Origin of the sequence: Pyrobaculum neutrophilum V24Sta (genome assembly GCF_000019805.1) — an archaeon.
Taxonomy (GTDB): domain Archaea; phylum Thermoproteota; class Thermoprotei; order Thermoproteales; family Thermoproteaceae; genus Pyrobaculum; species Pyrobaculum neutrophilum.
In genome coordinates, this window is the sequence record NC_010525.1 from 464,853 (window position 1) to 489,081 (window position 24,229).

General features: G+C 63.5%; 24 protein-coding genes. 15 read left to right on the forward strand and 9 right to left on the reverse strand.

Annotated elements, in window-relative coordinates:
• The first annotated feature begins 31 nt into the window (after positions 1 to 31).
• Both TNEU_RS02555 and TNEU_RS02560 read left to right on the forward strand, forming a co-directional pair.
• Positions 32 to 1,099 (forward strand): glycosyltransferase, encoded by a 1,068-nt coding sequence (locus tag TNEU_RS02555; protein WP_012349876.1) that lies wholly within the window; start codon positions 32 to 34, stop codon positions 1,097 to 1,099.
• Between the two features lie 39 nt (positions 1,100 to 1,138).
• Positions 1,139 to 2,059 carry a glycosyltransferase family 2 protein gene (locus TNEU_RS02560; RefSeq protein ID WP_012349877.1) on the forward strand — a complete coding sequence of 307 codons (921 nt, stop codon included), beginning with the start codon at positions 1,139 to 1,141 and terminating at the stop codon, positions 2,057 to 2,059.
• Here TNEU_RS02560 and TNEU_RS02565 read toward each other — a convergent pair.
• Together TNEU_RS02565 and TNEU_RS02570 are read right to left on the reverse strand one after the other, a co-directional pair.
• Positions 2,049 to 2,831: a hypothetical protein gene (locus tag TNEU_RS02565; RefSeq protein WP_012349878.1), complete on the reverse strand. Its 783-nt coding sequence runs from the start codon at positions 2,829 to 2,831 to the stop codon at positions 2,049 to 2,051. The genes TNEU_RS02560 and TNEU_RS02565 overlap by 11 nt on opposite strands.
• Positions 2,828 to 4,039 carry a glycosyltransferase gene (locus tag TNEU_RS02570; protein ID WP_148682295.1) on the reverse strand — a complete coding sequence of 404 codons (1,212 nt, stop codon included), beginning with the start codon at positions 4,037 to 4,039 and terminating at the stop codon, positions 2,828 to 2,830. Before TNEU_RS02570 ends, TNEU_RS02565 begins: the two co-directional genes overlap by 4 nt.
• A gap of 54 nt (positions 4,040 to 4,093) precedes the next feature.
• On the opposite strand from TNEU_RS02570, the gene TNEU_RS02575 reads away from it, so the two are divergent.
• Together TNEU_RS02575 and TNEU_RS02580 are read left to right on the forward strand one after the other, a co-directional pair.
• Positions 4,094 to 5,473: a hypothetical protein gene (locus TNEU_RS02575; RefSeq protein WP_012349880.1), complete on the forward strand. Its 1,380-nt coding sequence runs from the start codon at positions 4,094 to 4,096 to the stop codon at positions 5,471 to 5,473.
• Positions 5,474 to 5,523: 50 nt separating this feature from the next.
• Entirely contained in the window at positions 5,524 to 6,498 is a 975-nt protein-coding gene (locus TNEU_RS02580) for a hypothetical protein (protein ID WP_012349881.1), read from the forward strand.
• On the opposite strand, the gene TNEU_RS02585 is transcribed toward TNEU_RS02580, so the two are convergent.
• Entirely contained in the window at positions 6,441 to 7,241 is an 801-nt protein-coding gene (locus TNEU_RS02585) for a radical SAM protein (RefSeq protein ID WP_012349882.1), read from the reverse strand. The two genes, TNEU_RS02580 and TNEU_RS02585, sit on opposite strands and share 58 nt — an antisense overlap.
• 134 nt (positions 7,242 to 7,375) lie before the next feature.
• Positions 7,376 to 7,783, reverse strand: a complete 408-nt coding sequence (locus TNEU_RS02590) for a hypothetical protein (protein ID WP_245521977.1) — start codon at positions 7,781 to 7,783, stop codon at positions 7,376 to 7,378.
• Positions 7,784 to 7,909: 126 nt separating this feature from the next.
• Between TNEU_RS02590 and TNEU_RS02595 the strand changes: the two genes are divergently transcribed.
• Positions 7,910 to 8,902, forward strand: coding sequence for a glycosyltransferase (locus TNEU_RS02595; protein ID WP_012349884.1), 993 nt, complete (start codon positions 7,910 to 7,912; stop codon positions 8,900 to 8,902).
• A gap of 171 nt (positions 8,903 to 9,073) precedes the next feature.
• Here TNEU_RS02595 and TNEU_RS02600 read toward each other — a convergent pair whose 3' ends face one another.
• Together TNEU_RS02600 and TNEU_RS02605 are read right to left on the reverse strand one after the other, a co-directional pair.
• Positions 9,074 to 9,301 (reverse strand): TFIIB-type zinc ribbon-containing protein, encoded by a 228-nt coding sequence (locus tag TNEU_RS02600; protein ID WP_012349885.1) that lies wholly within the window; start codon positions 9,299 to 9,301, stop codon positions 9,074 to 9,076.
• 119 nt (positions 9,302 to 9,420) lie between these two features.
• Positions 9,421 to 10,491: a glycosyltransferase gene (locus TNEU_RS02605; protein ID WP_012349886.1), complete on the reverse strand. Its 1,071-nt coding sequence runs from the start codon at positions 10,489 to 10,491 to the stop codon at positions 9,421 to 9,423.
• A gap of 273 nt (positions 10,492 to 10,764) precedes the next feature.
• Between TNEU_RS02605 and TNEU_RS02610 the strand changes: the two genes are divergently transcribed.
• The 4 genes from TNEU_RS02610 (at position 10,765) to TNEU_RS02625 (ending at position 13,457) form a co-directional block, all read left to right on the forward strand.
• Positions 10,765 to 12,006 carry an ammonium transporter gene (locus TNEU_RS02610; RefSeq protein ID WP_012349887.1) on the forward strand — a complete coding sequence of 414 codons (1,242 nt, stop codon included), beginning with the start codon at positions 10,765 to 10,767 and terminating at the stop codon, positions 12,004 to 12,006.
• Entirely contained in the window at positions 12,003 to 12,329 is a 327-nt protein-coding gene (locus TNEU_RS02615) for a P-II family nitrogen regulator (protein WP_012349888.1), read from the forward strand. Before TNEU_RS02610 ends, TNEU_RS02615 begins: the two co-directional genes overlap by 4 nt.
• A complete protein-coding gene (locus tag TNEU_RS02620; RefSeq protein ID WP_187146737.1) occupies positions 12,296 to 13,147 on the forward strand; it encodes an NAD+ synthase in 852 nt (283 codons plus the stop codon). The genes TNEU_RS02615 and TNEU_RS02620 overlap by 34 nt, the downstream gene beginning before the upstream one ends.
• A 76-nt stretch (positions 13,148 to 13,223) precedes the next feature.
• Positions 13,224 to 13,457 (forward strand): hypothetical protein, encoded by a 234-nt coding sequence (locus TNEU_RS02625; protein ID WP_012349890.1) that lies wholly within the window; start codon positions 13,224 to 13,226, stop codon positions 13,455 to 13,457.
• Here the strand turns inward: TNEU_RS02625 and TNEU_RS02630 are convergent.
• Positions 13,442 to 14,299 carry an asparagine synthase C-terminal domain-containing protein gene (locus TNEU_RS02630; protein WP_012349891.1) on the reverse strand — a complete coding sequence of 286 codons (858 nt, stop codon included), beginning with the start codon at positions 14,297 to 14,299 and terminating at the stop codon, positions 13,442 to 13,444. The genes TNEU_RS02625 and TNEU_RS02630 overlap by 16 nt on opposite strands.
• Positions 14,296 to 14,901: a TTX_0299 family putative ATP pyrophosphatase gene (locus TNEU_RS02635; protein WP_012349892.1), complete on the reverse strand. Its 606-nt coding sequence runs from the start codon at positions 14,899 to 14,901 to the stop codon at positions 14,296 to 14,298. Before TNEU_RS02635 ends, TNEU_RS02630 begins: the two co-directional genes overlap by 4 nt.
• 92 nt (positions 14,902 to 14,993) lie before the next feature.
• Between TNEU_RS02635 and thiC the strand changes: the two genes are divergently transcribed.
• The 3 genes from thiC to nadC all read left to right on the forward strand — a co-directional run bounded on the left by thiC (position 14,994) and on the right by nadC (position 18,850).
• Entirely contained in the window at positions 14,994 to 16,286 is a 1,293-nt protein-coding gene (gene thiC / locus TNEU_RS02640; protein WP_148682296.1) for a phosphomethylpyrimidine synthase ThiC, read from the forward strand.
• A 102-nt stretch (positions 16,287 to 16,388) separates the two neighbouring features.
• Positions 16,389 to 17,315 (forward strand): quinolinate synthase NadA, encoded by a 927-nt coding sequence (nadA, locus tag TNEU_RS02645; RefSeq protein WP_012349894.1) that lies wholly within the window; start codon positions 16,389 to 16,391, stop codon positions 17,313 to 17,315.
• Positions 17,312 to 18,850, forward strand: a complete 1,539-nt coding sequence (gene nadC, locus TNEU_RS02650) for a carboxylating nicotinate-nucleotide diphosphorylase (RefSeq protein ID WP_012349895.1) — start codon at positions 17,312 to 17,314, stop codon at positions 18,848 to 18,850. The genes nadA and nadC overlap by 4 nt, the downstream gene beginning before the upstream one ends.
• Here the strand turns inward: nadC and TNEU_RS02655 are convergent.
• Positions 18,847 to 20,166 carry an ATP-binding protein gene (locus TNEU_RS02655; RefSeq protein ID WP_012349896.1) on the reverse strand — a complete coding sequence of 440 codons (1,320 nt, stop codon included), beginning with the start codon at positions 20,164 to 20,166 and terminating at the stop codon, positions 18,847 to 18,849. The genes nadC and TNEU_RS02655 overlap by 4 nt on opposite strands.
• A gap of 42 nt (positions 20,167 to 20,208) precedes the next feature.
• Here TNEU_RS02655 and TNEU_RS02660 point away from each other — a divergent pair, with 42 nt between their 5' ends.
• Genes TNEU_RS02660 through TNEU_RS02670 form a run of 3 tightly spaced genes read left to right on the forward strand, consistent with a single transcriptional unit; the run spans position 20,209 to position 24,223 of the window.
• On the forward strand, positions 20,209 to 20,994 hold the full coding sequence (locus tag TNEU_RS02660; RefSeq protein ID WP_012349897.1) for a DMT family transporter: 786 nt from the start codon (positions 20,209 to 20,211) through the stop codon (positions 20,992 to 20,994).
• Between the two features lie 25 nt (positions 20,995 to 21,019).
• Positions 21,020 to 21,823, forward strand: a complete 804-nt coding sequence (locus TNEU_RS02665) for a menaquinone biosynthesis family protein (RefSeq protein WP_012349898.1) — start codon at positions 21,020 to 21,022, stop codon at positions 21,821 to 21,823.
• A gap of 36 nt (positions 21,824 to 21,859) precedes the next feature.
• Entirely contained in the window at positions 21,860 to 24,223 is a 2,364-nt protein-coding gene (locus tag TNEU_RS02670) for a tRNA(Met) cytidine acetyltransferase TmcA (RefSeq protein WP_012349899.1), read from the forward strand.
• Positions 24,224 to 24,229 lie beyond the last annotated feature (6 nt).

The following is a 24,229-nucleotide window of genomic DNA, read 5'->3' on the forward strand; positions in this document are numbered from 1 at the left end:
AACTTTTTAATGGGGGTCGGCAGTCGCCTGCGTGGGCTGGCCGCGGGTGTCTATCCTCTGGCTTAACTACAACAGCGGCAGATTCTTGGACGTCGTTCTCGACTCTCTCAGGGGGGTGGCGGAGCTCGACTACCCGGACTACGAGCTGGTTGTCGTGGACAACGGCTCCACCGACGGGAGCAACAGGGCGGTTAGGGAGTTCGTAGAGAGGTGGAGGGGGAGGGGCGGCAGGGCTAAGTTCATCCAGCTGGATAGGAACCTGGGCTTTACGGGCGGCAACAACGTCGCCTTTAGGGCGAGGGACAGGGAGAGCAAATACGTCGTTCTGCTGAACAACGACGCGGTTCCCGAGCCCGGGAGCTTGAGGACCCTGGTCGAGTACCTGGAGAGGGACGGGAGGCTGGGGGCGTGTCAGGGGGTGGTGGTGAAGTACGGCGACCCCTCCGTGGTAGACACCGCGGGTGATTTCCTCGACGAGTTGCTCCGCCCCATGGCTCTTTTCGAGGGGAGGAGGGGGCAGCCCCTCTCCAGGCCCATCTACATCACCTACCCCGACGGCTCCTACTCTATCTACCGGGTGGAGGCCGTGAGGAGGGCGGTGGGTGGAGAGAGGCTTTTTGACGACTGGGCTTTTGCCTATTTTGACGACAACGTGCTTGGGCTTAGGCTCTGGAACGCCGGCTACAGGGTCATCTCCGTCCCCGTGGTGGCCGGGAGACACAGGAGGAGCGCCACCTTCGGCTGGGCTAGCCCCTTCCAGCTGTACCACGCCTTCAAGGGGAAGATAGCCCTCCTCAGAATCACCAACCTCCGGCGTAGGCGGCTGGTGTGGGCGTTCTACGCCAAGGTGTTGGCTAGGCACACGCTGGTGCCTCAGTACGCCAGGCTGGCGTGGAAGGCCTACATAGACGGGTGGCGCCTGGGCGGCAGACTGGCAAAGGCCGGCGCGGTGCTTGACATCTACAAGGCCCCTGTGGTGAAGCTCGACGCTGGCGACATCTACATGGCGCTGTTTAGGCGGGCGAGCCTCCTCCGCGTGTTGGGGGAGGAGAGGCTTCTAAGGCTTATTAGAGGTGGCGTGTTGACCTACGTGGGTTGACCACCGCCAACACTTTTAAGGCCGGCCCCTGGGGTTGCCGTGGTGGTGGTCGCCATGATTACGAAGAATTCTCTGAGCCGGCTTGGGGACCGGCTTGGCGTTGTGCTGGAGTCCACTCTGCAGATCCCCTATAGGACCTTCGTGTTGGTGGACGATTCGACGGATGACACGGCGAAGTACGTGGAGGGGAGGTTGGGGGGCCTGAGGGAGGTGGTGGTGTTGAGGAGCCGGGCGGCCAGGCCCACTAGAGCCACGGCGCGTCAAGCCGCGGTGGACTACTTCCTCCAATATACCAGCGACGAGTGGCTTATGTTTATAGACGACGACGTTGTCCTACGCAGCGGGTGGTGGGAGGAGGCGCAGAGGTATATGGCGGAGCCTAGGGTTGGGCTCATATGGGGCGTCGATTTTACGACGTATTGGGGGAGCAGGCTCGCCTACCTGAGGGCTAGGGGGGTGGACGTTGTGGAGTACGCAATTAAGAGGTTCAACGTGAGGGGGGGTCTACACGACACGTTGCTGAGGCGCGGGGCTATAGAGGGTCTTAGGCTACCTCCGTGGCTGAACGTGTACGAAGACGCGTGGGTGAAGAAGTACGTGGAGTGTAGGGGGTTCGAGGCGAGGGTTGTAAGAACGGGGGCCGATCATCTAAGGGCCGAGGGGGGTTCTGGGTACAGCGCCAAGGATTTCCTCTTGGCGTCGTATGTCGACGGGATACTGAGGCTGGAGGGGGTGACGTATCTATCTCTTCTGAAGTCCCTCCTGGGTCTCCCCGCCTATCTCTACTACGGCTGGAGGAGCGGCTACGGCGGGCTGGAGCAGTGGAGGGCCCGCGTTGTATATAAATACAACGCGCTGAGGGCGCGTAGGAGGTGTAGATGGGAGACATGCCGGCTTCTGCTAGACCCTGACCTACATGAGGAGCTGGCGCGTTGCCTCCCCCGGGAGGTCACGGCTTGAAGACTGTGAGGATGGAGTAGTAGAGGGAGGTGACGAGGTATCTGGCGGCGGGCGGCGCGTAGCCTGTGGATTTGAAGAGCCGCCAGAGGGCTTTGGCTCTGAGCTCGCCGTAGAGCTTCGGAGATGTGGAAGCCGGGTCGCTTCTGTGTCTATCGTGCTTCGCCGCCACTACGAAGGGGACCTCCCGGATGCCGGCTTTGTCGTAGACTATGCCTAGGGTCGTCTCGTCTGCTAGGGGGGCGGCGTAGAGGGGGTCCATGGCCTCTATGGTCTTGAGGACCGGCTCCACGTCTAGGTTGAGCCTTTCCCTGTATCTAATGGCTTGTTTTGGGCCGGCGAACACCTGCATGGTCCTCGCCCAGAGGGCTCTTACCCTCCAGTAGCAGACCTCCAGCTGGCCTCTCTTTTCGCACCGGACGCGGGGGCCGCCCCAGGGCCCCTCGGCGATGTGGTAGAAGGGGAGGTCGAGGGCCTTGTCCAGCTGGTGGAAGTTGGGGATGTAGACGTCTGAGTCCACTATTAGGCCGTCTCCGCCTCTCCTCTGGATGTAGTCCACTAGGCGGAGTAGGCACGACGTTCTGTTTCTCCAGTTTCCGAGGATGAGGTGTGGGCTGTAGCGCGAGGTGTACATCTCGACGATGGGCATCTGCCTCTCGGTGTGGTAGTAGTCCACGCATATCGCCACCTCGTCCGGCTTTATCTCTCGGTGGTTTCTGTCAAATATCTCCAGCTCGTGTATCCTGAAGAGGGGGAGGTATGTGGCCAGTATCATATGTACCTCCGGAGGGCGCTGGCGAAGTTCTGGAAGACCAGCTCCCGGGCCCTCTCCTGGGGGGCGTAGCTGGCCTTCTGGGTGAGGAGCTTCGCCAGCGCCTCTACGGCCTCTTCGGCGGTTGTGTAGCCTAGGCCGTATCTGCCCTCCATGACGAGGTCTGTCCAGGCGCCTCCGGACCTGTGGACCGCCGGCGTGAGGCCTCGGGCCATGGCCTCCGCCACCGCTATGCCCCAGTGTTCGTTTATGGTGGCGTGGAGGAAGGCCCTGGCCTTGTCCATGGCGTCGTTTATGACGCGGCGGGGGGCGTTGGCTATTAGGTAGATGTGGGCGTGGGCGTCTAGCGTCTCTGCCGTCTTTAGGCCGGCGTCCTCCGCCATCTTCCTCACCCTGTCTCTGTAGGCCTGTAGGGTGGGGGTGGCGGCGCCGCCGAAGATTATGATCTTGGCGCCGGGGACCTCCTTCAACAGCCTGGGCGCGACCTCTGTGACGACCCAGTGGTAGCGCTTCTCCTGGGAGAAGCGGCCTAGCATCACGACGGTGGGCTCCCTCTCCTCGAAGGGCCTCGGCTTCTCGACCACCTCTACGTTTGGGGGCAGGGGCGGGTTGAGGACCTGGGGCTCCTGGCCGTACACCATCTTGGCCACCTGGGCGGTCCAGCGGGAGTTGACCAACACGGCGTCGGCGTAGTGGAAGGGGTTTTCTCTGGCGTATCTCTTGAGCCCCCAGACGAAGGCCCTCCAGTAGAGGCTCATGGGGAATCTGCCGTACCGCTCCATGATGTAGGGGTCCTCCCCGTAGGCGAGGCCGGTCCCCCTGTACCTTGGGTCCACCACAACCTCGAAGGGGAAGTGGATGTACTCCACTAGCCTGAACCTCCTCCCCCTGGCGAGGGGCTTGTAGGCGACTTCGTCGATGAAGAGGAGCTCCGGCTTGTACCTCTCGGCGGCTTTCTTGGCGGGGAGCCAGACGTAGAGCCTGCTCCAGAGGCCGAAGGCCCTGGGGGCTATGGGGAGGGTTTCGACGGGGTACCTAGATATGTCTATGCCGTACCACTCGACGTATCTCCGGGGGTCGAATTTGAAGGTGCCGGCTAGGGCCGGCCTGTAGCCCGCCTCCTCCAGCGCCTTGGCGGCGGCGGCGCAGACGAGCTGGCCCCCTCCTGGGGTGCCCCAGTAGTGGTGGGCGACGACGGCGTAGCGCTCCATGGCGTAGCTCACCGGCTGGCATATATCTTTTAATAGGGGGGCGCCCCGCCGCATGTGTCGTCTAGGCTTCTGGCCGTCGGCTCGGGGGTCTTTTCCCTAGTTGCGTCGCTGGTCTTCATGGTGGCCGTCACCCGGCGTCTGCCCGAGGGGGAGCTGGCACAGTTGGCTAGGTTCAACGCGGCCTTCGCCATAGCCTCGGCGGCGCTTGGCTATATAACGACGTGGTACCCCCGGATTCTGGCTAGAGATAGGGGGGCCCTCCCGGACCTCCTGGGGCTGGGCCTGATCTTCTCCGCGGCCGCGGCGTCGGCGGCGGCCCTCTACCTGGCTCTGTCGGGGGTGTGGGACCCCGCCCTCTACCTCTTCCTCTTCGTCCTCACCGCTCTGGCGGGCCTCCCCACGGGGGCCTACCTCTCGGTGTACCGGCAGACCCTTCTGGCGTCGCTGAGCTATCTCTCGCAGGCGGCGAAGGTCGTGGGGGCTTTCGTGGTTAGGCTCTTCCCAACCGCCGACACAGCGCTGGCGGTGAACGTCTTTATGTCGCTCCCCACGGCGGCCGCCTCGCTGAGGAGGCCGAGGCTTAGGCGGGCGGCGGAGCTTTTGAGGGAGGCGGCGCGGGGGGCGTCCTACCAGACGCTGGCCCTCGCGGCGGCCTACGCGGGGGGTCTCTACGTCTACGTCTACGGGGCGGTGGGGGGAGACAGGCTCCTGTCGTATAGCTACGTCCTCTTCCAGGCGAGCAAGGCGGTCTACCCCGCGCTGGCTATCGTGCCGCTTATGTACGGCTCCCTCCTCAGGGCGGGGGACAAGGCGAGGAGGGCTCTGCTCGACGGCGCCGCCGTGCTGTACCTCTATCTCGCCGTGGCGGCGGTGATGGCCTCCGCCCCCGACTGGCTGGTGGCCTTTCTGAGGCCTGGGGAGCTCTCGGGCGAGCTTGTGGAGGCCATGCGGGCGAACGCAGTCGCCCTCCTCCTCTCGGGCTTCCACCTCCACCTCAGCAACTTCCTCCTGGGGGTGGAGGAGAAGGCCGTATTCACGGCGCGGGACAAGCCGGGGCTGGCCCTGTTGGGGGATCTGGCCTTGACGCCGGTTGGGCTGGCGCTGGCCTACTACGCCGCCTCGGCCTTTGGGGCGGTGGGGATGGTGGCGGCGTCTGCCGCCACAACGGCGGCGGCCGTGGCGGTGAGGGCGCTTCTGCTGGGCGCGGCGGCGCGTCCGCTGGTGGCGAGGCTTTACCTCCCGGCGCTGGGGACCCTGGCGCTGTTCTACCTACTGCCCATGCCCCGCTGGTATAAATTCGGCGACGCCGCCACGACGCTCCTCTCTTTTATACCCAACGGCCTTCTAATCGCCGCCTTGGCGCTCGCCGTCTTCGCGGCGCTTTCGCCGGCTACACGCGAGGCGCTTGTCCTCCTCTACAGGCGCCTTAGGTAGAGCCCGCTGGGGCCACCGAAAGAGATATGTAAATTGTTGAGGGGCCACCCGTGGCTTTTGAAGAGTTTTCTAGGGCTCTGGGGGGTCAGGCCAGGCTGGCTTTGAGGTGGAGCGCGTGGTATGCGGCGAAGTGGTGGCGGGAGGCGCGGGAGGCCGCGGGGGGGACTTGGCTCGGGCGCATCCTCTATCTCTCCCTGAGGTTGAGGGGCGCCGTGGATGAAAGGGGCGACCCGGCGCCTGTTTATAAGATAAGGGGGATAATGGGGGAGGAGTTGCTTGTGTTTGAAGAAAGGCCTGAATACCCCACCAACCTCTACGCGGCGGAGTTCGTCGATTTTCACAGCTCTTTCGATAGGCTGAACGTGGTAAACGTGGCGCAGAACAACGTCGATGAAAACACGGTGGCTATGCTCCACTCGGCTCTCCAGATCTCAGGCTGGTATAGGCTCGTCAGAAGGGCGTTTGTCAAACTGGTGGGGAGGGGCGGCGTGGTGCTGGAGGCTTTCGTGAAGGAGGGGCACACGGCGCTTTCGCTTCTGGAGGAGGCCGCCCCCCGGCTGTACATAGGCTTTGACTCGAGGCGAGACCACCTGGAGCTCGCCTCCTCCCTCCTCGGGGCTGAGGTAGGAGGGTGTAGAGGGGGCGTATGTCTCTACCCGGCGTACTCCACCTGCGACGTCTTAGACGTGGTTAAGTCGCTCGCGCCGCAGGGGGTAGACGCGGTGTTGCTTTTTGACGCAGTGAGCTGGATGGTTGACCCAGTGAGAGACCTGTCGTGTGTTGGCAAAATGCTGGCGGCCGGCGGGAAGATCTACGTGGCGCAGCACGTGGCCGACACGGCGCCGGGCCTAGCCGTCATCTCCGCTACGGCCGGCGCGAAGCACGTCTTCAACTGGCGGGGGGTGGAGCAGATGCTGAAGACGGCCGGCCTAAGCCTATTGAGGCGGTACGCCAAGGACGCCCCCCTCTACACAGCCGTGTGGGGGCGCGGCGGGCCGCTACTGGAGCGGCTGGAGCCCTGGTAGCCGCCGGGCGGCGGGAAGACGACGAGTGGGACGTCCGCCGGCCCCCCTCCGCCGTGCCGAGCCGTTTTGACGTATCTAGAGGCCCGCCTGTGGGCCTCCTCCACCTCCTCCGGGGCCGGCCTCCTCCAGGGCGTGCCGGGGATGGGGATCAGCGGGTCGATTATCAACACGGCGTCGGGGCCGGCCACCTCGCCTATGTACCTCGCGATCTCCTCCACGTCTTCTACGTCGTTTAGCCCGGGGATCAGCACCGTCTCGAACTTCACGGCGACGCCGGCCTCGACCAGCCTCTTGACGTTGGCCAACACAGGCCCGAGGGGCTTCCCCGTGTACGCGAGGTGGCGCGCCGGGTCGAGGGTCTTCACGCTGACCACCACCTCGCAGGCGGGGCAGCTCCTCAGTACCCCGAGGAGCTCCTCGGAAATGCTGAAGCCGTTGGTCAAAATCCTCACCCGGAGCCCGGCGAGCGTCTTCACCACCTGGGGAAGCTCCGGGTCCACCGTCGGCTCGCCGCCGCCTAGGACGGCCTCCACAGCGCCGCGCTCTCTCAAGCCAGAGACCACCTCCACCAGCTCGCCCAGCGTTAGATGCCGCCTCGTCTTGAGCCCACCGGCGTCGGGAAGGTGGTGGTCCCAGGGCGTAAGTCTCCTAATACACCAGGGGCAGACGTAGTTGCAACCGTCGAACTGGAGATACGCAGACCTCAGCCGCGGGTAGTACGTGATGTGGTAGATCAACGTCATATGCCGGCGGCCACAGCTCGGCGGCTCTCCCCTCTAGACGCCCTTCTCCCCAACCACACAACCCCTAGCCCCAATTGCAAACCCAACACCACATCCCCTAATACGTCCATTTCACCTGCCCGATGTTATGCATCTCAAGAACGGCCGGTGTCGGTCTTCAGCAGCTCCATTAAGAGGCGCTGGATCTCCAGCAGGGTCTTCTGCACGTCGTCTATGCGGGCGCTTAGGGCGTCAATCCGCTTGTTTGTCTCGTCGATTCTCCTGCTTAGGCTGTCTGCCAGCGCGTCAATCCTCTGGTTTGTGGCGTCGATCCTATTGTTTGTCTCGTCGATTCTCCTGTTCATTTCCTCCATCCTCTGTTCTAGGCGCGCTATTTCTCCTCTTATCCCTCCCAGCTTGTTTACTATGGTGCCGAGGTATAGGAGGGAGATGTCTTCTGTGGAGAGCTTCTTGCCCCCTTGAGCTTCTCCACTACCTTGTCCACGGCTGTTCTGAGAGCCTCCTGCGCAACGGCGCCATGGAGTCCATAGCACACCCCCCACGACCACATATAAACATAACGCAGAGGAGGAGGCGGGAGGCCGCCTCTATAGGGTGTCGCCGGGGGTAGAGGCGGTCGTTGATGTTAGACACATAATGTATTTATTTGGCTTGGGTGGGGGTGCTGGGTGAGGGTTTTGTTGGTGTCGCCTGGTGGGCCGGGGAGGTTGGGGGGTGTGGAGTATGTGGTGTATAGCCTAGCTAGGGCTTTGGCTGGGGTTGGCCATCGGGTGGTGGTGTTGGCGGGGGAGCCCGGCGTGGGGGGGCTTAGGGTGTTGGACTTGGGCGGCGTGGAGGTGCACCTCTGGCCGGTGTGGTCGCCTGGGGGGGCCTACCACATTCCTAGGCGTCTGGGGGAGCTTAGGAGGTACGTGGCACGTCTGGCGGCAGAGGCCGACGTTGTCCATGTCCACAGCGTCCACGCGGTCTTTTCCGTGGAGGCCGGCGTGGCGGCGGGTGAGGCGGGGGCTCCCGTGGTGCTGTCTCCGCACTACCACGGGGGCGGCCACACGCCTCTGAGGGAGGCTCTGTGGACCGTCTGGAGGCGGAGGGTTGCTGGGCTTGCGGGGGCCGTGGGGGCTGTGGTGGCGGCCAGCAGGCCCGAGGCGGAGAGGTGGGAGGAGGACTTCGGGGTTGGGGCTGTGGTGGTGCCGCACGGCGTGGGGGACGACGTCTTTTTGTACAGGTGGCGGGGCGCGTCTAGCGACTACGCAGTATACGCGGGCCGTCTGGAGAGGTACAAGAGGGTTGACAAGGCGTATGAGGTGGCGGCGGCGCTGGGGCTTAGGCTGTTGGTTGTAGGGGACGGGCCGCACCTCCGGGCGCTGAGGAGGAGGCTGAGGGGCGCGCTCTTCCTCCCGCCGCAGCCCAGGGAGAGGTATCTCGACCTCCTGTCGGGGGCTAGATATGCCATAAACATGAGCGCTAGGGAGGTCTACTCCATCTTTGTGGCTGAGGCTCTGGCGATGGGCGTGCCGGCCCTCCTCTCTAGGGAGGTGGCCGAGATATATATGCCGGGCGCCTCCGGCGAGGTAAACGAGGTGACCAGGGCCGAGGTGAGGCCGTGGAGCCAGGTGGTTCCAGAGGTGCTGGCGGTCTACCGCGGCATTGAGAAGCCTTGAAAACAACCCCTCTCCAACCCCGGCGATCACCCCGTGGCACTTCGCCCATGGGCCAGCCGGCCTTGGGGATCCGGCCGTCTGTTGCCTCTGCCGAGCCCATCTGCCCGGAGGCGGCCGGGCCACCTCGCTCCGCATCCGCGGGCGCGCTTGGGGGGAGGCCGGCAGAGGGCCCTAGTCGAAGAGCTCGTCGAAGAACTCGAAGAACCTCTTCTTCTTCTCTCTCCTCACCTCGACGTCTTCGTACTCAGAGTAGTCGCCGAGCTCCTTTACGGCGGCTATGAGCTTGTTGAGCTCGCCTCCGTCGAGCCACACCCCGCCGCACTTGGGGCACTGGTCGATCTCGATGCCGTAGACGACCCTGGGCTTGAGCTCAACTCCACAGACCGGGCAGAACTTCATGTAGGTGAGAAAGTATGTAAATAAAAAAGTATCTTATACACACGGCGACTGAGGGGTGGGCATATGGGGCGTGTACTGCCGGGGTTTGTGTGGGTAGTGTTTTGTAGTCTAAGCGGCGTTTACGGCGGCGGCTTTTCTTGTTTTTGCCATATGAGTTCCTTGTTCCATATGTTTCTCAGGGCGGCTGCCATTAGGTATATCTGGCCCGCCGCCCAGGCTCTGTAGGGCTTGTACAGCAACGCGGCGGCGCCTGCGGCGAGGAGGGCCAGGCCGGGGGGTCCGGAGGCGGCGGCTAGGGCGGCGGCGGCTGGGAGGAGCCATGGGTTAAACAGGTGTAGGTAGGCCTCGGCGGCGAGGATTACTCTGTAGGGCGGCGGGGCCTTGGCGACGTTTGGAAGCGCCCGCGCGAAGGCTTGTATCAGGTGTTGCGCCCGCCTTAGGCGCCACGTGGGGTAGCCCCTCTGGGGCACCGCCTCTATGCACCACACGTCCGGCGGCGTGACGGCGCGTCCCCCCGCTGCGGCTATCCTAATGGCGGCGTAGCTGTCGTCTGCGCCGACGTCTTCCGGGAACCCCCCGGCGATGGCCTCCCGTCTAAAGGCGGCGAGTTCGCCGTGGAAGACCGGGGTGGAGTGGACTAGGCTCTCGGCGAGTCTCAGCCTGTTGTACCACGTGCGGTAGGCCTCCTCCGTGGGGCCTCCCCCCGCCGGCCTTTTTAGGCAGGAGACCGCGTCGGCGGCGGCGAGGTAGGCCACGGCCCTCCTCAGCGTGTCTCGGTCTAGCCAGCGGGAGTCGGCGTCGGTGATCACCACCACCTCCTCGTCGGCGAGGTGGGCAAGGGCCGTGTTTAAGGCGTGGGCCTTCCCCCGCCTCTTGGGCTCCCTCAGCACCACGACTCTGACGTCTCTCCTGCCGGCGGCCCACCGCTCCGCCGCCTCGGCTGTGCCGTCGGTGGAGGCCGAGTCGACGACGTATATAGACATCCTATCTCTGGGGTAGCTCTGGCTGTATACGTCCTCGAGCTTAGCCTCTATGTTCCGCGCCTCGTTGTAGGTGGGCACGACCACCGCCACCTTGGGGTATATAGCCGCCGTCTGGAGGGGCTTCTTCGGGGCGGCGCGTAGGTATAGCAGGTAGAGGGCCGGCGCGCCGAAGTGTACAGCCGCCAGAGCAGCCGCAAGCACAAGCACATACAGCTGGGGGAGGGGGTATTTAAGGCCGGCGGATCCGCCTTACAAACATTTCTCTAGAGGCGCCACATTGTCTACACATCCGGAAAAAAACTTTGTATAGTTGGGCATCGAGAAACTTCAACTACGCATAGATTTTGTACTGGGAAACCGCCGATGTAGCTATCTTTTGTTTATATTTCTCCGTCTGAGGTGGGCATATTGTCCTCCATACAGCTCTTTCTTTTGTATTTTTTCCCAGAAAGTGAATTAGTTTAAACTCTTCGTGGGGCTATGCAGGTGGATGTGGCGGCTACGGTCTGGACGGCTCTGGGTGGAATACTTGTTTTTCTAATGATCCCCGCCGTGGGCTTCCTCGAGGCGGGGCTCGTCAGGAGGTCGAACGTAATTAACGCGATGATGAAGGGTCTTCTGGCGGTTATGGTGTTCTTCCCCATATGGTTCGTGGTGTTTCCCTACTACTACGGCGGCGTTTTACAAGACGGGTTCTACCCAACGTCGCAAGACGCGGGCGTCCCAGCCTACGTCTACGGCTTCTTCATGGGGGCGTTCGGGTCGGTGACTCTGGCTATACTCTTCTCCGGCGCTCCCGAGAGGCTTAAATTCGGCGGCTGGCTGGCGTTCGCAGTGTTTTTCTCCGCCGTGCAGTGGCCTCTCGTCACGTCCTGGGTCTGGGCCAACGGCTTTCTGGCGAACTTGGGCAACTACTTCGGCCTCGAGGGGCTGGGCGTTAGAGATTTCGCCGGGGGGACCGTGGTGCACGCCTACGCGGCTCTGGCGGGGGCCGTGGCCACCGCCCTCCTCGGGCCTACGGCGCTGAGGGCGGTTAGGAAAAACGGGGGAGACAGCGTGGTGGCTTATAAGGAGGCTGTTGAGTATAAAAAAGCCGAGCTTCCATATGCCATCGTGGGCACCACCCTTCTCTTCTTCGGGTGGTTCGGCTTCAACGGCGGGTCGACTATCGTGGTCAGCCCCCAGACCGGCTACGCGATAGCGAACACCGCCGTGGCTGGCTCGCTCGGTGGGCTCATCGCGGCGCTTCTGGCGAGGCTGGGGGAGGGCGTGTGGAGCCCGGTTATGGCCATCAGCGGCGTCTTGGCGGGGCTTGTGGCGATTACGCCTCTCGCCGGCTATGTGGAGCTGTGGGCGGCGCTTCTCGTCGGCGCGTTGTCGGGCGCGGTGGCCTTCTACGGGACTAAGCTGGTGGAGAGGTACATACCGGTGGACGACCCCGTCGGCAGTCTGCCGGTGCACGGCTTCAACGGCGTTTTGGGCAGCGCGCTTGTGCCTGTGCTGGCGTCGCCGGACGTGTCGGGCGGGCTCAAGGGGCTGATCTACGGCGGACCGGCGGGGTGGGTGCTTGTGCAGTGGCTTGGGATGGCCATCGCGCTTGTGTTCGTGGTGGCCACCACAGCGGCGTTCTTCTACGCCTTGGTCAAGCTGGGCTTTAGGGTGAAGCCGGAGGAGGAGCTGGTGGGGCTGGACATGGTTGACCACGGGGTGGCGAGGGTATGAAGCTGGTTAGAGCGGTAATTAGGGAGGACAAGCTGGTGGATGTGCTAGATGCGCTTGTGAGGGCCGGATACACCGGCGCGACGGTGTTTAGAGATGTCGGCGGGATGGGCGGCGAAAGCGGCGTGGTGAAGATCAGGGGGAGGACCTACGAGGCGCTTCTGCCTAGGGCGGTGGTGGAGGTGGCCGTGGAGGACGGGGAGGTGGAGAAGGTGGTGAAGACGATCATGGAGGCGGCGAGGACGGGACACGTTGGCGACGGCAGAATCTTCGTGCTGGGGGTGGAGGGGGCATGGCGGATAAGAAGCGGGGAAAAGTTGGGCTGATCACTATCCAAGACGTCGTCGAGGCGGTGGACTACAGCTCGGCGAAGTCCGAAATCACGGCCTTTATCCACGACTACGTGTCGGCCTCGGGGGCCAAGGGCGTTGTCGTCGGCCTCAGCGGTGGGGTCGACTCCTCAACTGCCTTGGCCCTCGCCGTGGAGGCGCTGGGGGCGGATAGGGTGGTTGCGCTTGTCCTCCCCAGCAGATATACGCCTCAGCAAGATGTGGAAGACGCCGTATCTCTAGCGAGGCAACTCGGCGTGAGGCACTTCGTTGTTCAGATCGACCAGATCGCGTCGGCCTACTCCTCCCTGCCCTTCTACGACGAGGGGGATCAGGTGGCTAGGGGGAACCTCATGGCGAGGGTGCGCATGTCTATACTCTACTACTACGCCAACAGGTACGATATGTTGGTGCTCGGGACTGGGGACAAGAGCGAGCTTATGCTCGGCTACTTCACCAAATACGGCGACGGCGGCGTGGACCTCCTCCCCATCGGCGACCTCTACAAGACCCAGGTGAGGCGTATGGCTAAGCACCTGGGCGTGCCGGACCGCATCGCCGAGAAGCCGTCGGCCCCCCGCCTCTGGGCCGGCCACACTGCGGAGGGGGAGCTGGGCATAAGCTACAGGGAGGTAGACCTCGTCCTCTACGCCCACGAGCTAGGCCTCTCCAAAGATGTAATCCCAGACGCCACCGGCGTCTCTAGGCCAAAGGTGGAGAGGGTGCTGGCCCTGGTAGCTGAAAACGCCCACAAGAGGGCGCCGCCCGTGGCTAAGCTCGCCAGGAGCAGGAAATACACTAAGGATTTAAGATAGTTTAACCCAACGTGGAGGTTGTCACCTTGGAGAGCCCCGAGGTAGATCGTCGTCTAGACGCCCTCCTCGACCTCGTGTGTACAACCTGAAGACCCTCCTCGTGGCTAGAGACGGGGTTGTAGTGCTCCCCGAGGCCTACAGGGGGGTTAGGCTTGAGGAGGCGGTGGGGGAGGTGTGCGGCGTCTGTCTCGTCTTGAGGGGGGCTGGGAGGGCCTACGTCTTTTCCTCATTCACTATTAAGATGGGGGTGGGCAACTTGGCCAAGCTTGTGGCTGAGGTCTGCGGCGGGTCTGTTCAACCGCCGCCGTAGTAGCCGCACATTTTGCAGTACCTCTTGTCGTCTAGCTCGGCGCCGCATCTTGGGCAGGGGTTCCTCCGCGCCTTTGGGTAGGTGAGGCCGGCCCTCCTGTAGATGTGGTAGAGGTAGCGGGCTGGGCCGTCGAGGTGGAGGTCCACCTCCGCCCTTCTGCCCAGCTCCTCCAGCGCCTTGTAGAGGGCGCGGAAGCCGGAGCCCACCTCGGCGGGGTCCTTCCGCCTTTGTCCAAGGTCGCCCAGCTCCTGCCTCAGCAGGCATTTGCCGAGGCCGCACTTTGTCTTCTCCTCTATGGGTATAGAGAGGAGGTGTTGGGCCGCCTCTAGGAAGGGTGCTTTAACCTCTACGCCAAGCGCCTTGGCTAGGTCGAAGGAACAGAAGTACCACCGGGAGGGGTCCATATATCTCGCGAGCTCCTCCCTAGGCTTCGCCAGCATGAAGCTGTAGCCTACGCAGATCTCGTCTCCGGCGTCTCCCGTGCAGACGGTCCCCGCACCGAGGTCTCTGGCGAGCTTGAGGGCGATGTATTGGACGGAGCAGTTCACCACCTCCATGGGGTTGAAGAGCTTTATCGCCTTCACCACCTCCTCCACGGCGGCCAGCGCCTCCCACATCGGGACGTACCTAACGACGAGGGGAAGGCCGAGCCTCCTCGCGGCCTCGACGGCGTGTGGGGCGTCCGTGCCGGGGGACTCAGCCAGCTGGACGTTCACCAGGAGGGGTCTGTGCCCGAGTTTGACGTGGGCGAGGGCCACCGCGGTGGAGTCCAGCCCTCCTGAGAAGGCGATGGCGTCGCAGGGCCTCCTCGCCACGGACTCGGCCAGCCTTTCCACAATCATACCAGCCGGGCTATGTAGTAGTCGCCGTGTTTCTCCACGGCGCCGCACTGCACATCCAGCGCGACGGCGCCCACCCTGGTGACCAGGGTGTGGTACTCCCCCCTCTCGCCTATTGGGTCCATGCCGAGTTTTTTGAGGTCGGCGAGGAAGTCGGCGACGTTCTCCCTCCCAACCCGCCTGCAGACTATGGACCTGTCTAGCGCCCCGATGACTATGAACTCCATCTTCTCCGCCTCCTCGTAGAGGATCTGCGCGGGGTCTCTGCCCCACAGGGGCTCCCTCAGCTCGGCGCCTGCCTCCCTGGCGAGTTGCTCCATGTAGCGGAGGTGCTCCTCCACCGCCTGGTCCCCCGCCACCAGGACCCTTGCGCCGAGCCGCCGGAGCAGATCCGCCTTTGTCCTCCGCTCGGCGCCCTTGGGCAGATTCACCACCAGCGTCGGCACCCCGAGCTTCACCGCAAGCTCCACGGTCTTGTGTAGGTTCACGAGGTGGGGAGAGGGGCGTGGGAAGCTGTAGACGGAGATGAAGAACATGTCCACGGGCCACTCCAGCAACGCCGCATAGACGGAGTCTTTACCGCCGGAGAAGAAAGCCACCTTCATAGGCCCGGGATCCCACCGATTTATATTGGTTTCTGCTCCTATATATATTGCCCATGTGGAAAACCTTTTTATATGGAATCGATCAGCTGTTTATGGCAAAGACGTTAATTCAGCAGGCCAGGGAGGGCAGAGCGCCTCCCGAGCTTGAGAGGGTGGCTAAGGCGGAGGACGTAAGCGTGGCTAAGCTCCGGGACCGCCTGGCTCGGGGGCAGGCGGTGGTTTTGACCAACGCCAAGTCGCCGCCTAGGAGGCTCACCGGCGTGGGGAAGGGGCTACACACGAAGGTCAACGTCAACCTGGGGACCTCCTCGGAGGTGGTGGACCTCGGGGCGGAGCTGAAGAAGGTGGAGGTGGCGAATAGGTGGGGCGACACGTTGATGGATCTAAGCGTCGGCGGCGATCTAGACGCGGTGAGGAGGGCCGTGTTGAGCAAGGCGGAGATCCCCGTGGGCACCGTCCCCATATACCAAGCCTTTATCGAGGCCTTCGAGAAGAGGGGCGGCGGGGCTTACATGACGGAGGACCACCTGTTTGAGGTGGTGGAGAGGCAGTTGAAAGACGGCGTGTCGTTTATGACGATACACGCCGCGGTCACGAGGGACCTGGCCTTGAAGGTGCTGAAGAGCGATAGGGTGATCCCCGTCGTGTCGCGCGGCGGCGACATGGTCATCGGCTGGATGCTCTACAACGAGTCCGAGAACCCCTACCTCAAGAACTGGGACTACCTCCTGGAGCTCTTCGCCGAGTACGACGCCACCATCTCCATAGGCGACGCCCTGAGGCCGGGCGCCATCGCAGACGCCCACGACGAGTTCCAGATAGCCGAGCTCGTCGAGGCGGCTAGGCTGGCCAAGAGGGCTATCAAGGCGGGGGTCCAGGTGATGCTTGAGGGGCCGGGGCACGTGCCGCTGAACGAGATCGTCTGGTCTATAAAGCTGGAGAAGAAGCTCACGGGGGGCGTCCCCTACTACGTCCTGGGGCCTCTGCCGACTGACGTGGCCGCGCCCTACGACCACATCGCCTCTGCGGTGGGCGCCGCCCTCGCCGCCGCCGCGGGGGCCGACCTTCTGTGCTACATCACGCCGGCGGAGCACCTCTCCCTGCCCACCGTCAAGCAGGTGGAGGAGGGGGTGAAGGCCTACAGGGTCGCGGCCCACATAGGAGACATCGTGAAGCTTGGGCCAAAGGCCTCGGGGTGGGATAGGGAGGTGAGCGTGTACAGGGGCAGGCTCGACTGGGCCAACATGATAAACAAGCTCCTCGACCCGGAGGCCGCGTGGGCGGTGTATAGGCAGTTCGGGGAGCCCAAGGTGAAGGGCTGCACCATGTGCGGCAAGTACTGCCCCATGATGTGGGTGAAGGAGCAAGCGAGGAAAACCTCTTGACATACATCTATACAATTTCTTTCCACCTCCGCCTCTTTCCCCCGTTAGCAGGCGGAAAAATTTATCATAGTAAAGCTGATAAAGGGAGGTGGGGAGGCCGCCGTGGATTACGCGGCGGAGGTGAGGAGGCTTAAGTCGGAGAAGAACGCAGTGGTGCTGGCCCACAACTATCAGCGGCCGGAGGTCCAAGATGTGGCGGACTTCGTCGGCGATTCCCTAAACCTCTCCCTAGCGGCTAGGGAGACAGGGGCCTCCCTCGTGGTTTTCGCGGGGGTCTACTTCATGGCTGAGACGGCGGCTATATTGAACCCGAACAAGAGGGTGCTTATCCCTGATCCAAACGCCGGCTGTAGCCTGGCCGACGCCGTCGACGTGGAGGCGGTTAGGAGGTGGAGGGAGAGGCACCCGGGCGGGGTGGTGGTGGCCTACATAAACACGAGGGCTGAGGTGAAGGCTCTGGCCGACTACGTCTGCACCTCGGCCAACTGTCTAAAGGTCGTCGAGGCGATCCCCCGGGACAAGCCCCTGTTGTTTCTGCCGGATAAATACCTCGGGATGTACATCGCGGCGAAGACGGGGCGCCCGATGGACATCTGGGACGGGGCGTGCCACGTGCACGAGAGGCTGACGGCGCCTCAGATACTTACCAAGGTGAAGCTCTATAGAGACGCGGAGGTGTTGATCCACCCGGAGTGCGGATGCGGCACCGCCTGCCTCGTGGAGCTGCCTAGGCTGGGGGTGGAGCCGAGGTTTCTCTCCACCGAGGGGATGGTGAAGTACGTGAGGCAGTCTCCGGCGAGGCGGTTCATAGTCGCCACGGAGACGGGCATCATTTACAGGATGGCGAAGGAGGCGCCTGGGAAGGAGTTCATCCCGGCGTCTGAGGAGGCGGTCTGCGAATACATGAAGCTCACCACCATAGAGAAGGTGTATAGGTCCCTCCGGGACGAGGTCTACAGGGTGGCGGTGCCCGAGGAGGTGGCGAAGAGGGCGAGGGCGGCGATAGAGAGGATGTTCCAGTTCGCATGATCGAGGCTAGGCTCTTCGCGTATCAGCTTTTGGAGGAGCTGAGGCGGGACCTTCCCTTTGTGGACTTCGCCGCCGCGGCGGCGCCGAGGCGGGAGGTGGAGGCGTGTGTCACAGCTAAGCAGGGCGGCGTGGCAGCCGGCCTTGAGGAGGCCGTGGAGTTTCTAAAGCTCCTGGGCTTCCGGGTGACGCACGCGTTGCCGGACGGCTCCCCCTTCGCCGCCGGCTCTAGGCTTCTCTGCTTCAGGGGGGAGGCGCCCGAGGTGTTGAAGGTGGAGAGGACCCTGCTCAACCTCGTGGCCCACGCCTCCGGCGTGGCTACATACACAAGGCGATTGGTGGAGAGGGCGAGGGCCGCCAACCCAAGGGTGGTGGTGGCGGCGACGAGGAAGACCCTGCCGTTTCTCCGGTATATAGAGAAGAAGGCCGTTTGGCTAGGCGGCGGGGACCCCCACAGGTACTCCCTAAGCGACGCCGTGATGTTTAAGGACAACCACAGGGCGCTGGCTCCGCTGGAGGCGCTTATGTCGGCTAGGCGGCCCTTCATCCAGAGGGTGGAGGTGGAGGTCTCCTCGGCGGAGGAGGCGGTTAAGGCGGCGGAGCTGGGCGCCGAAGTCGTCATGTTGGACAACGTCTCCCCCGATGAGGCGAGGAGAGCCCACGAGGAGCTGGCGAGGAGGGGCCTGAGGGGGCGGGTGGTGTTGGAGGTCTCCGGGGGGATAAACGAGGAGAACATCGCCTTGTACGCCCCCTACGTAGACGTGATCTCGGTGGGTAGGCTGACGCACAGCGCCCCGGCGGTGGACATATCGCTGGAGCTCGTCAACGCCAGGACCCCGGTGGGGCTTATCGGGGTGGGGAGGCTTGGGGGCGCCATATTGGAGATGGCCAGGGGCGACGAGGAGATCGAGATCGCCGCCGTATACGACGTGGATGGGGAGAGGTGTGTGAGAGCGGCCGGCGATAGGTGTGTATCTACGGTGGACGAGCTTATCGCCAGGAGCGAGTTCGTGGTGGAGGCGGCGAGCGCCGAGGCTCTGCTCCACTACGCCTGCAAGATCCTGTCGGCCGGGAGGCACCTGGTGGCGGCCTCCGTAGGCGCCGCGTTGAAGTTGCCGAGGTGCGGGCCGGGCGTGTTGTTTATCCCAAGCGGCGCCGTGGGCGGGTTAGACGTCGTGGCCGCGGCTGGGGGGCGGGTGACGCATAGAGTACATAAACACGGCCTTGGGGCGGACCGGGGGCCAGCCGGCGAGATGTTTGAAAAGTACCCCCGGAACCTGAACTCCTCGGTTGCCCTATCTCTCGCCGCTGGGTCGGAGGCCTACGTGGAGATAGACGGCGAGGCTCCCCCAGGCGTAAATATACACGAGATCGCGGTGGAGCATAGATGGGGGAGGGCCTACGTTAGGCTGGAGAACAAGGCCGAGGGCCCCACCAGCGCCCTCGCCGCGGCCTCCATCTACACAACGCTGAAAAGCGCTGTGAGGCTACTCAAGGGCCGGGGGGCCGTGGTGGTGGGGACCTTCAAGGTGCTTTAGGCCATCATCCTGTATATATCTCCTAGGTCGTAGGCCGCCGCCCCCTCTCTCTTCCTGAAGCTCCTGGCTACCACCACGGGTACTACGCGGCCGGGTAGGCCCAGCTCCTCGACCTTCTCCCTGAGCTCCTGGGCCACCTCCGCCGCGTCTACCCCGTCTCTCCACCTCGCCTCCACGGCCACCACGACGCCGTCGCCGACGCCGAGGAGGTCAATCTCCCTCGCCTCCCCCCTCTTGGTCCACCACTGGGGGCCCAGCTTCGTCACCCTAGGCAGGCGGCCGGCGGCGATCTCCCTAACTACGACCTCCCTGGCGATTTCTTCAAAGGTCCTGCCGAGGTACTGGCTGTACTCCCTCCGTATGTCCTCCGCGCCGTAGAGGCCCTGCTCTATTAGCCAGAGGTTCGGCCCTATGAAGCGGTGCCAGAAGCGGAGGAAGCCGTCGGCCAGCTCGTATCTATACCTCCCCCTGCCCAGCACGGGCTTCACCTTTCTCACTATGCCCACGATCTCCAGGTTGCGGAGATACGGCGTTATGTCCGTGGATCTAAGCCCTGCGTGGTCTCTTATCTCCCCAAGGGTGTTTTTCCCCGCCGCGATCGCCTCAAGTATCTGCCTGTAGGTGGAGACGTCTTCGAACTCGTAGCGGAGGAGGAAGTCCCCCTCGTCTAGGAGGAAGGTCCTCTCCCTCAGCTCCCGCCCCAGGAAGTCCCAGAAGGGCTCCCTCACCTTCACCATGTAGTACGGTATCCCGCCGGCGAAGCCGTGGATCTCCACCAGCTCATGAGGCGGCCTGTCGGGGAAGAACTGCCTGTATTTGAGGAAGGGTATGGGGTCCACCCTCAGCGACGCCGTCCTCCGCCCGTAGAGGGGGCTCTTGTAGGAGAGGACTTTTGACGTCATGGTGGAGATGGAGGAGCCGGCCAGCACGAGCTTTAGGTTTGAGTGGGCGAGGACTTCGTCCACCACCGCCTGTAGGGTCGACAGGATGGACCTGTCCTCCTCTATTAGGTTTGGGAATTCGTCTATGATGACGACGTCGACTCTATCTCTCAGGTATGTGAAGACGGCCTCCCAGTCGTCGGCGGTCGTCAACACGCCGGGGTCGACCCGCGCCGCCGCTTGTTTAAACCTCCGCAGGTTGCCCCTCCCCACCGCGAGGTAGTAGACCCTCCGCATGTCCTCAGTGGCCTTTAGGACGAGGGAAGTCTTCCCTATCCGCCTCCTGCCGTATACCACAACTAGTCTGAAGCCCTCTCCCCGGAGGGCCCTCCTGAGCTTTTCCAGCTCCTCCTCCCTGTCTAAAAATATAACCACAGTTATATAATCAAGGTTATATTTAAAACATAACTCTGCGCCGTGGGGCCGGTCTTGAGGATCCTGGCGGCGGCGTTTCTCTGGTCCACGATAGGGGTCGCCGCTTCGCTGGGGAGGGAGTACCTCTGGATAGCCTTCTTCAGGTCGCTCACCGCGTCTCTGGCGGCTCTCGCGGCGGAGGCTAGGCCCGGGAGGGGGGCGCTTCTGCCGGGCCTCCTCCTCGGCGGCCTCTTCACGGTTTATCCGGCGGCGGCTATATACGCGGGGATTGGAAACGCCGCGTACCTCCTCTACACGGCCCCCCTCTGGACAGCCCTAGCCCTCGCCCTGTGGGGGGAAAGGCCGTCTAGACGCGACGGCGTGGGGGTCGCCCTCGTCTTCGCGGCCGTGGCGCTTATGGCCTCCTCGGGCGGGATCTCGGGGGTCGGCTTCGCCGCCGGCTTAGCCTCGGGCCTCTTCTACGGCTTGTACATCGCCGCCGCCAGGAGGCTCGCGGCGGGCGGCCGCGCGGTGGACGCGTCGCTTGGGGCTATGCCCTATACGCTGGCCGTCACCGCACCGGCCCTTCTGCTGAAGCCCAGCCCCCCCACCCTGGAGGCCGCCGCCGCTGGGGTGTACCTCGGCGTGTTTGGGACCGTGTTGCCCTACAGGCTCTTCGCGTCGGCTGTCTCCAGGGTGGGGGGCGCCAAGGCCTCTGTCTTGGCCTCCCTAGAGCCGGTGCTCGCCGCCCTCTGGGGGGCCTTGTTTTTCGGCCAGAGGCCCACAGCCCCGGAGGCCGCCGCCTACGTCTTAATCACGGCGGCCGCCGTGGCGGCGGCGCGTAAGTGATAAATATGGGCCGGTGGGTTGCCACGTGATCAAGGTGGCCCATTCTCCAGACGCGGACGACGCCTACATGTTCTACGGGATCGCGTCGGGGGCTGTTAAGATGCCGGCGCCCCACGTGGAGTTTCTGGCCGATATAGAGACTTTGAACAGGCTGGCGGTGGAGGAGCTACTCGACGTATCCGCAGTCAGCGTACACGCCTACGCATACGTCTGCGGTAGGTACTACGTGATGAGGGTGGGCGCCTCCATGGGGGAGGGGTACGGCCCCGTGGTGGTGGCCAGGCCGGAGGCGGATAGGCCGAGGCACGTGGCAGTGCCCGGGCGCTACACCACCGCCGCCCTCCTCCTCAAGCTGGCCATGCCGGGGGTGAAGGCCGTGGAGGTGCCCTTCGATAGAGTGCTGGAGGCGGTGGCGGCGGGCGTCGTGGACGCGGGGGTGCTTATCCACGAGGGGCAGATCACCTATGGGAGATACGGCTTGAGGAAGCTGCTGGACCTAGGCGAGTGGTGGCTGAGGGAGACGGGGCTCCCCACGCCGCTTGGGATAGACGTGGTTAGGAAGGAGTTGGGGAGGGGGCTCGCCGAGGCCCTTGCAGAGGCCCTCCGCAGCTCCATCAGATACGCCGATGAGCACAGGGAGGAGGCCCTTAGATATGCCCAGAGGTTCTCAAGGGGGCTCAGCCTGGAGGACACCGCCCGCTTTGTCGACATGTACGTCAACGCCTACACGAGGGACCTAGGCTCCAGGGGGGAGAAGGCCATCGAGGAGCTCCTGGCCCGGGCTTCGGAGGGGGGGCTGGCGCCCGCGTGCAGGCCTGAGTACGTGTGAAGGCCACAACTTTATTTAGCCTTAGTAGGTGCCCATGTGCTTTTCGACTTAGCTAAGGCCGAGGTGGAGAAGGCGGCGGCCGCCCGCCACAGGAGGCTCTTCGTACTGGTGGGCACTGACGACCGGCGTTTGGCCGAGGCGGCGGCGGAGGTGCTCAGGGGGTTTGAGGCGGCGGGGGGCGGCGGCTCTGGGCTCTACATGTTTCAGCCGGAGTTCGCCGACGCCAACAAGCGTATGAACTACTTCAGAGACGCCATGGAGGGGTCCTCGCTGGAGGTGGACTTCAGGCCGTATAAAGACACGCCGAAGATCCTGGGGACAACCCAAGACTTCGCCGTCTTGGACCTCGTCAACGACCTTAAGCCAAACGACGTGGGGCGCCTCGGCGGCGTCGTCAAAGGCGGCGGCGTCTACGTCTTCCTCGTGCCGCCGCTGGAGACGTGGAAGAGGCACATAACCAAGTTCCAATCCACGTTGCTCGTCCCGCAGTTTACCCCCAACGACGTGAGGCAGAGGCTGAAGGAGAGGTTCTGGAGGACACTCCACGGCCACAGAGGCGTGGTGATCTACGACGTAGATAGGGGGGCGCTCCTCAAGGCCTCTGGGGTGGAGGAGGTGGAGAGGTACGAGCCTAAGAAGCCGGAGCCGCCGGAGAAGGCGGTTCTGCCGCTGAAGATATACCGCCTGGCGGCTACCCAAGACCAGGTCGAGGTGCTGAAGCTCTTCGAGGCGCTGTACGAGAGGCCGAGGCGTAAGCAGGCCGTGGTGGTTATCGCGGACCGGGGGAGGGGGAAGAGCGCGGCGCTGGGCCTGGGGCTAGCCGGCGTAGGCCACAAGCTTAGGAAGGCCAAATCCCGCGTCCAGATCGTCGTCAGCGCCATGGAGTACACAAACCTGGAGACCCTCCTCGAGTTCGCGGTGAGGGGGCTCGAGGCGCTGGGCTACAAGCCGGGCGTGGAGAAGGAGGGGGGAGAGATCAGATCTATCAAGGCCAGGGGGATCTTCATAGACGTCGTCACCCCCTACATGCTGTTGAAGAGGGAGAACGCAGACGTCGTCGCTGTGGACGAGGCGGCCGCCGTCCCGCTCCCGGTGCTCTACGCCGTACATAAGAAGTTCGATAGGGTGGTCTTCGCCACCACGATCCACGGCTACGAGGGGGCGGGCCGCGGCTTCTCTATCCGCTTCCTCAAGTACCTAAGGGAGTCGAAGGACACAGACGTGCACCTCTACGAGATGGAGGAGCCCATAAGATACGGCAGGGGGGACCCGGTGGAGCAGTGGCTTTTCGACGCCTTCCTCCTAAACGCCGAGCCGGCCAAGGCGGAGCCGCAGGATCTCGACTACGTGAGGAGGAGGGAGGTGGTGTACCTAGGGGAGGAGGACATCATGAGGGAGGAGGTGCTTAGGCAGTTCTTCGGCATATACGTGCAGGCCCACTACCGGAACGAGCCCGACGACCTGGGGATGCTCCTAGACGCGCCGCATCACACCGCGCGGGCCCTCGCCCTTCCAAACGGGAAGGTGGTGGTCTCGGTTGAGCTCGCCTTTGAGGGGGCGCTCGACGACCTCTCCATAGACCAAGCGCTTAGAGGCCTTAAGCTCCCGGGCAACATCATCCCAGACCGCTTCCTCAAGTACTGGCGGTTGCCCGAGTTCGCCAAGCTAAGGGGCTGGCGTATCGTGAGGATAGCGACCCACCCAGAGCTACAAGACATGGGCCTCGGCACGCTTATGCTCCAAAAGCTTGAGGAGGAGGCGAGGCGGCGGGGCATGGACTGGATAGGCGTGGGCTTCGGCGTATACGACAGGTTGCTTAAGTTCTGGGTGAGAAACGGCTACGTCCCAATCCACCTCTCCCCCGAGAGGAACCCCTCCTCCGGCGAATACAGCGTACTCCTCGTAAAGCCGTTGAACGATAAGGCGGAGGCCTACGTGAGGTACGCCAACGTGGAGTTTAGGAGGAGGCTGATCCACTCGCTTATGGGGCCCTACGGCGATCTGCTACCCGCCGAGGTGCTCCTCCTGCTGGAGGACTGGGGCTGGGGGATAGAGGGGGCCCCCGTCCTTTCAAAAAACCAGCTGGATAGAGCCATCGCCTACGCCTACGGCCCCATGACCTACGAAAACGTCACAGACGCAGTATATATGCTCGCCACTCAGTACTTCTACAGCCCCAAGGCGAGGAGGCCGGCGCTCCCCGAGCCCGCCCTTAAAATACTCGTCAGCAAGGTGCTACAGGCAAAGCCGTGGAAGGAGGCCGCCGAGGCCGCCGGCGTGAGGAGGGGAGACCTCATGCTCATACTGAGGGAGGTGGCGAAGGTCCTCCTCTTCTACTACTACGGAGGTGAGTTCGAGGTGCCCCTCTTCGTTGTAGGCACAGTCCGGGGCAAAGACTAGCGGCCC

What these genes read in the sequence shown, in the direction of transcription:
- TNEU_RS02565 (WP_012349878.1), bottom strand. Translation starts at nt 2,831, where the DNA reads ATGATACTGGCCACATACCTCCCCCTCTTCAGGATACACGAGCTGGAG.
- TNEU_RS02570 (WP_148682295.1), bottom strand. Translation starts at nt 4,039, where the DNA reads ATGGAGCGCTACGCCGTCGTCGCCCACCACTACTGGGGCACCCCAGGA.
- TNEU_RS02585 (WP_012349882.1), bottom strand. Translation starts at nt 7,241, where the DNA reads ATGACGTTGATCTACCACATCACGTACTACCCGCGGCTGAGGTCTGCG.
- TNEU_RS02600 (WP_012349885.1), bottom strand. Translation starts at nt 9,301, where the DNA reads ATGAAGTTCTGCCCGGTCTGTGGAGTTGAGCTCAAGCCCAGGGTCGTC.
- TNEU_RS02610 (WP_012349887.1), top strand. Translation starts at nt 10,765, where the DNA reads ATGCAGGTGGATGTGGCGGCTACGGTCTGGACGGCTCTGGGTGGAATA.
- TNEU_RS02615 (WP_012349888.1), top strand. Translation starts at nt 12,003, where the DNA reads ATGAAGCTGGTTAGAGCGGTAATTAGGGAGGACAAGCTGGTGGATGTG.
- TNEU_RS02620 (WP_187146737.1), top strand. Translation starts at nt 12,296, where the DNA reads ATGGCGGATAAGAAGCGGGGAAAAGTTGGGCTGATCACTATCCAAGAC.
- TNEU_RS02630 (WP_012349891.1), bottom strand. Translation starts at nt 14,299, where the DNA reads ATGATTGTGGAAAGGCTGGCCGAGTCCGTGGCGAGGAGGCCCTGCGAC.
- TNEU_RS02635 (WP_012349892.1), bottom strand. Translation starts at nt 14,901, where the DNA reads ATGAAGGTGGCTTTCTTCTCCGGCGGTAAAGACTCCGTCTATGCGGCG.
- thiC (WP_148682296.1), top strand. Translation starts at nt 14,994, where the DNA reads ATGGCAAAGACGTTAATTCAGCAGGCCAGGGAGGGCAGAGCGCCTCCC.
- nadC (WP_012349895.1), top strand. Translation starts at nt 17,312, where the DNA reads ATGATCGAGGCTAGGCTCTTCGCGTATCAGCTTTTGGAGGAGCTGAGG.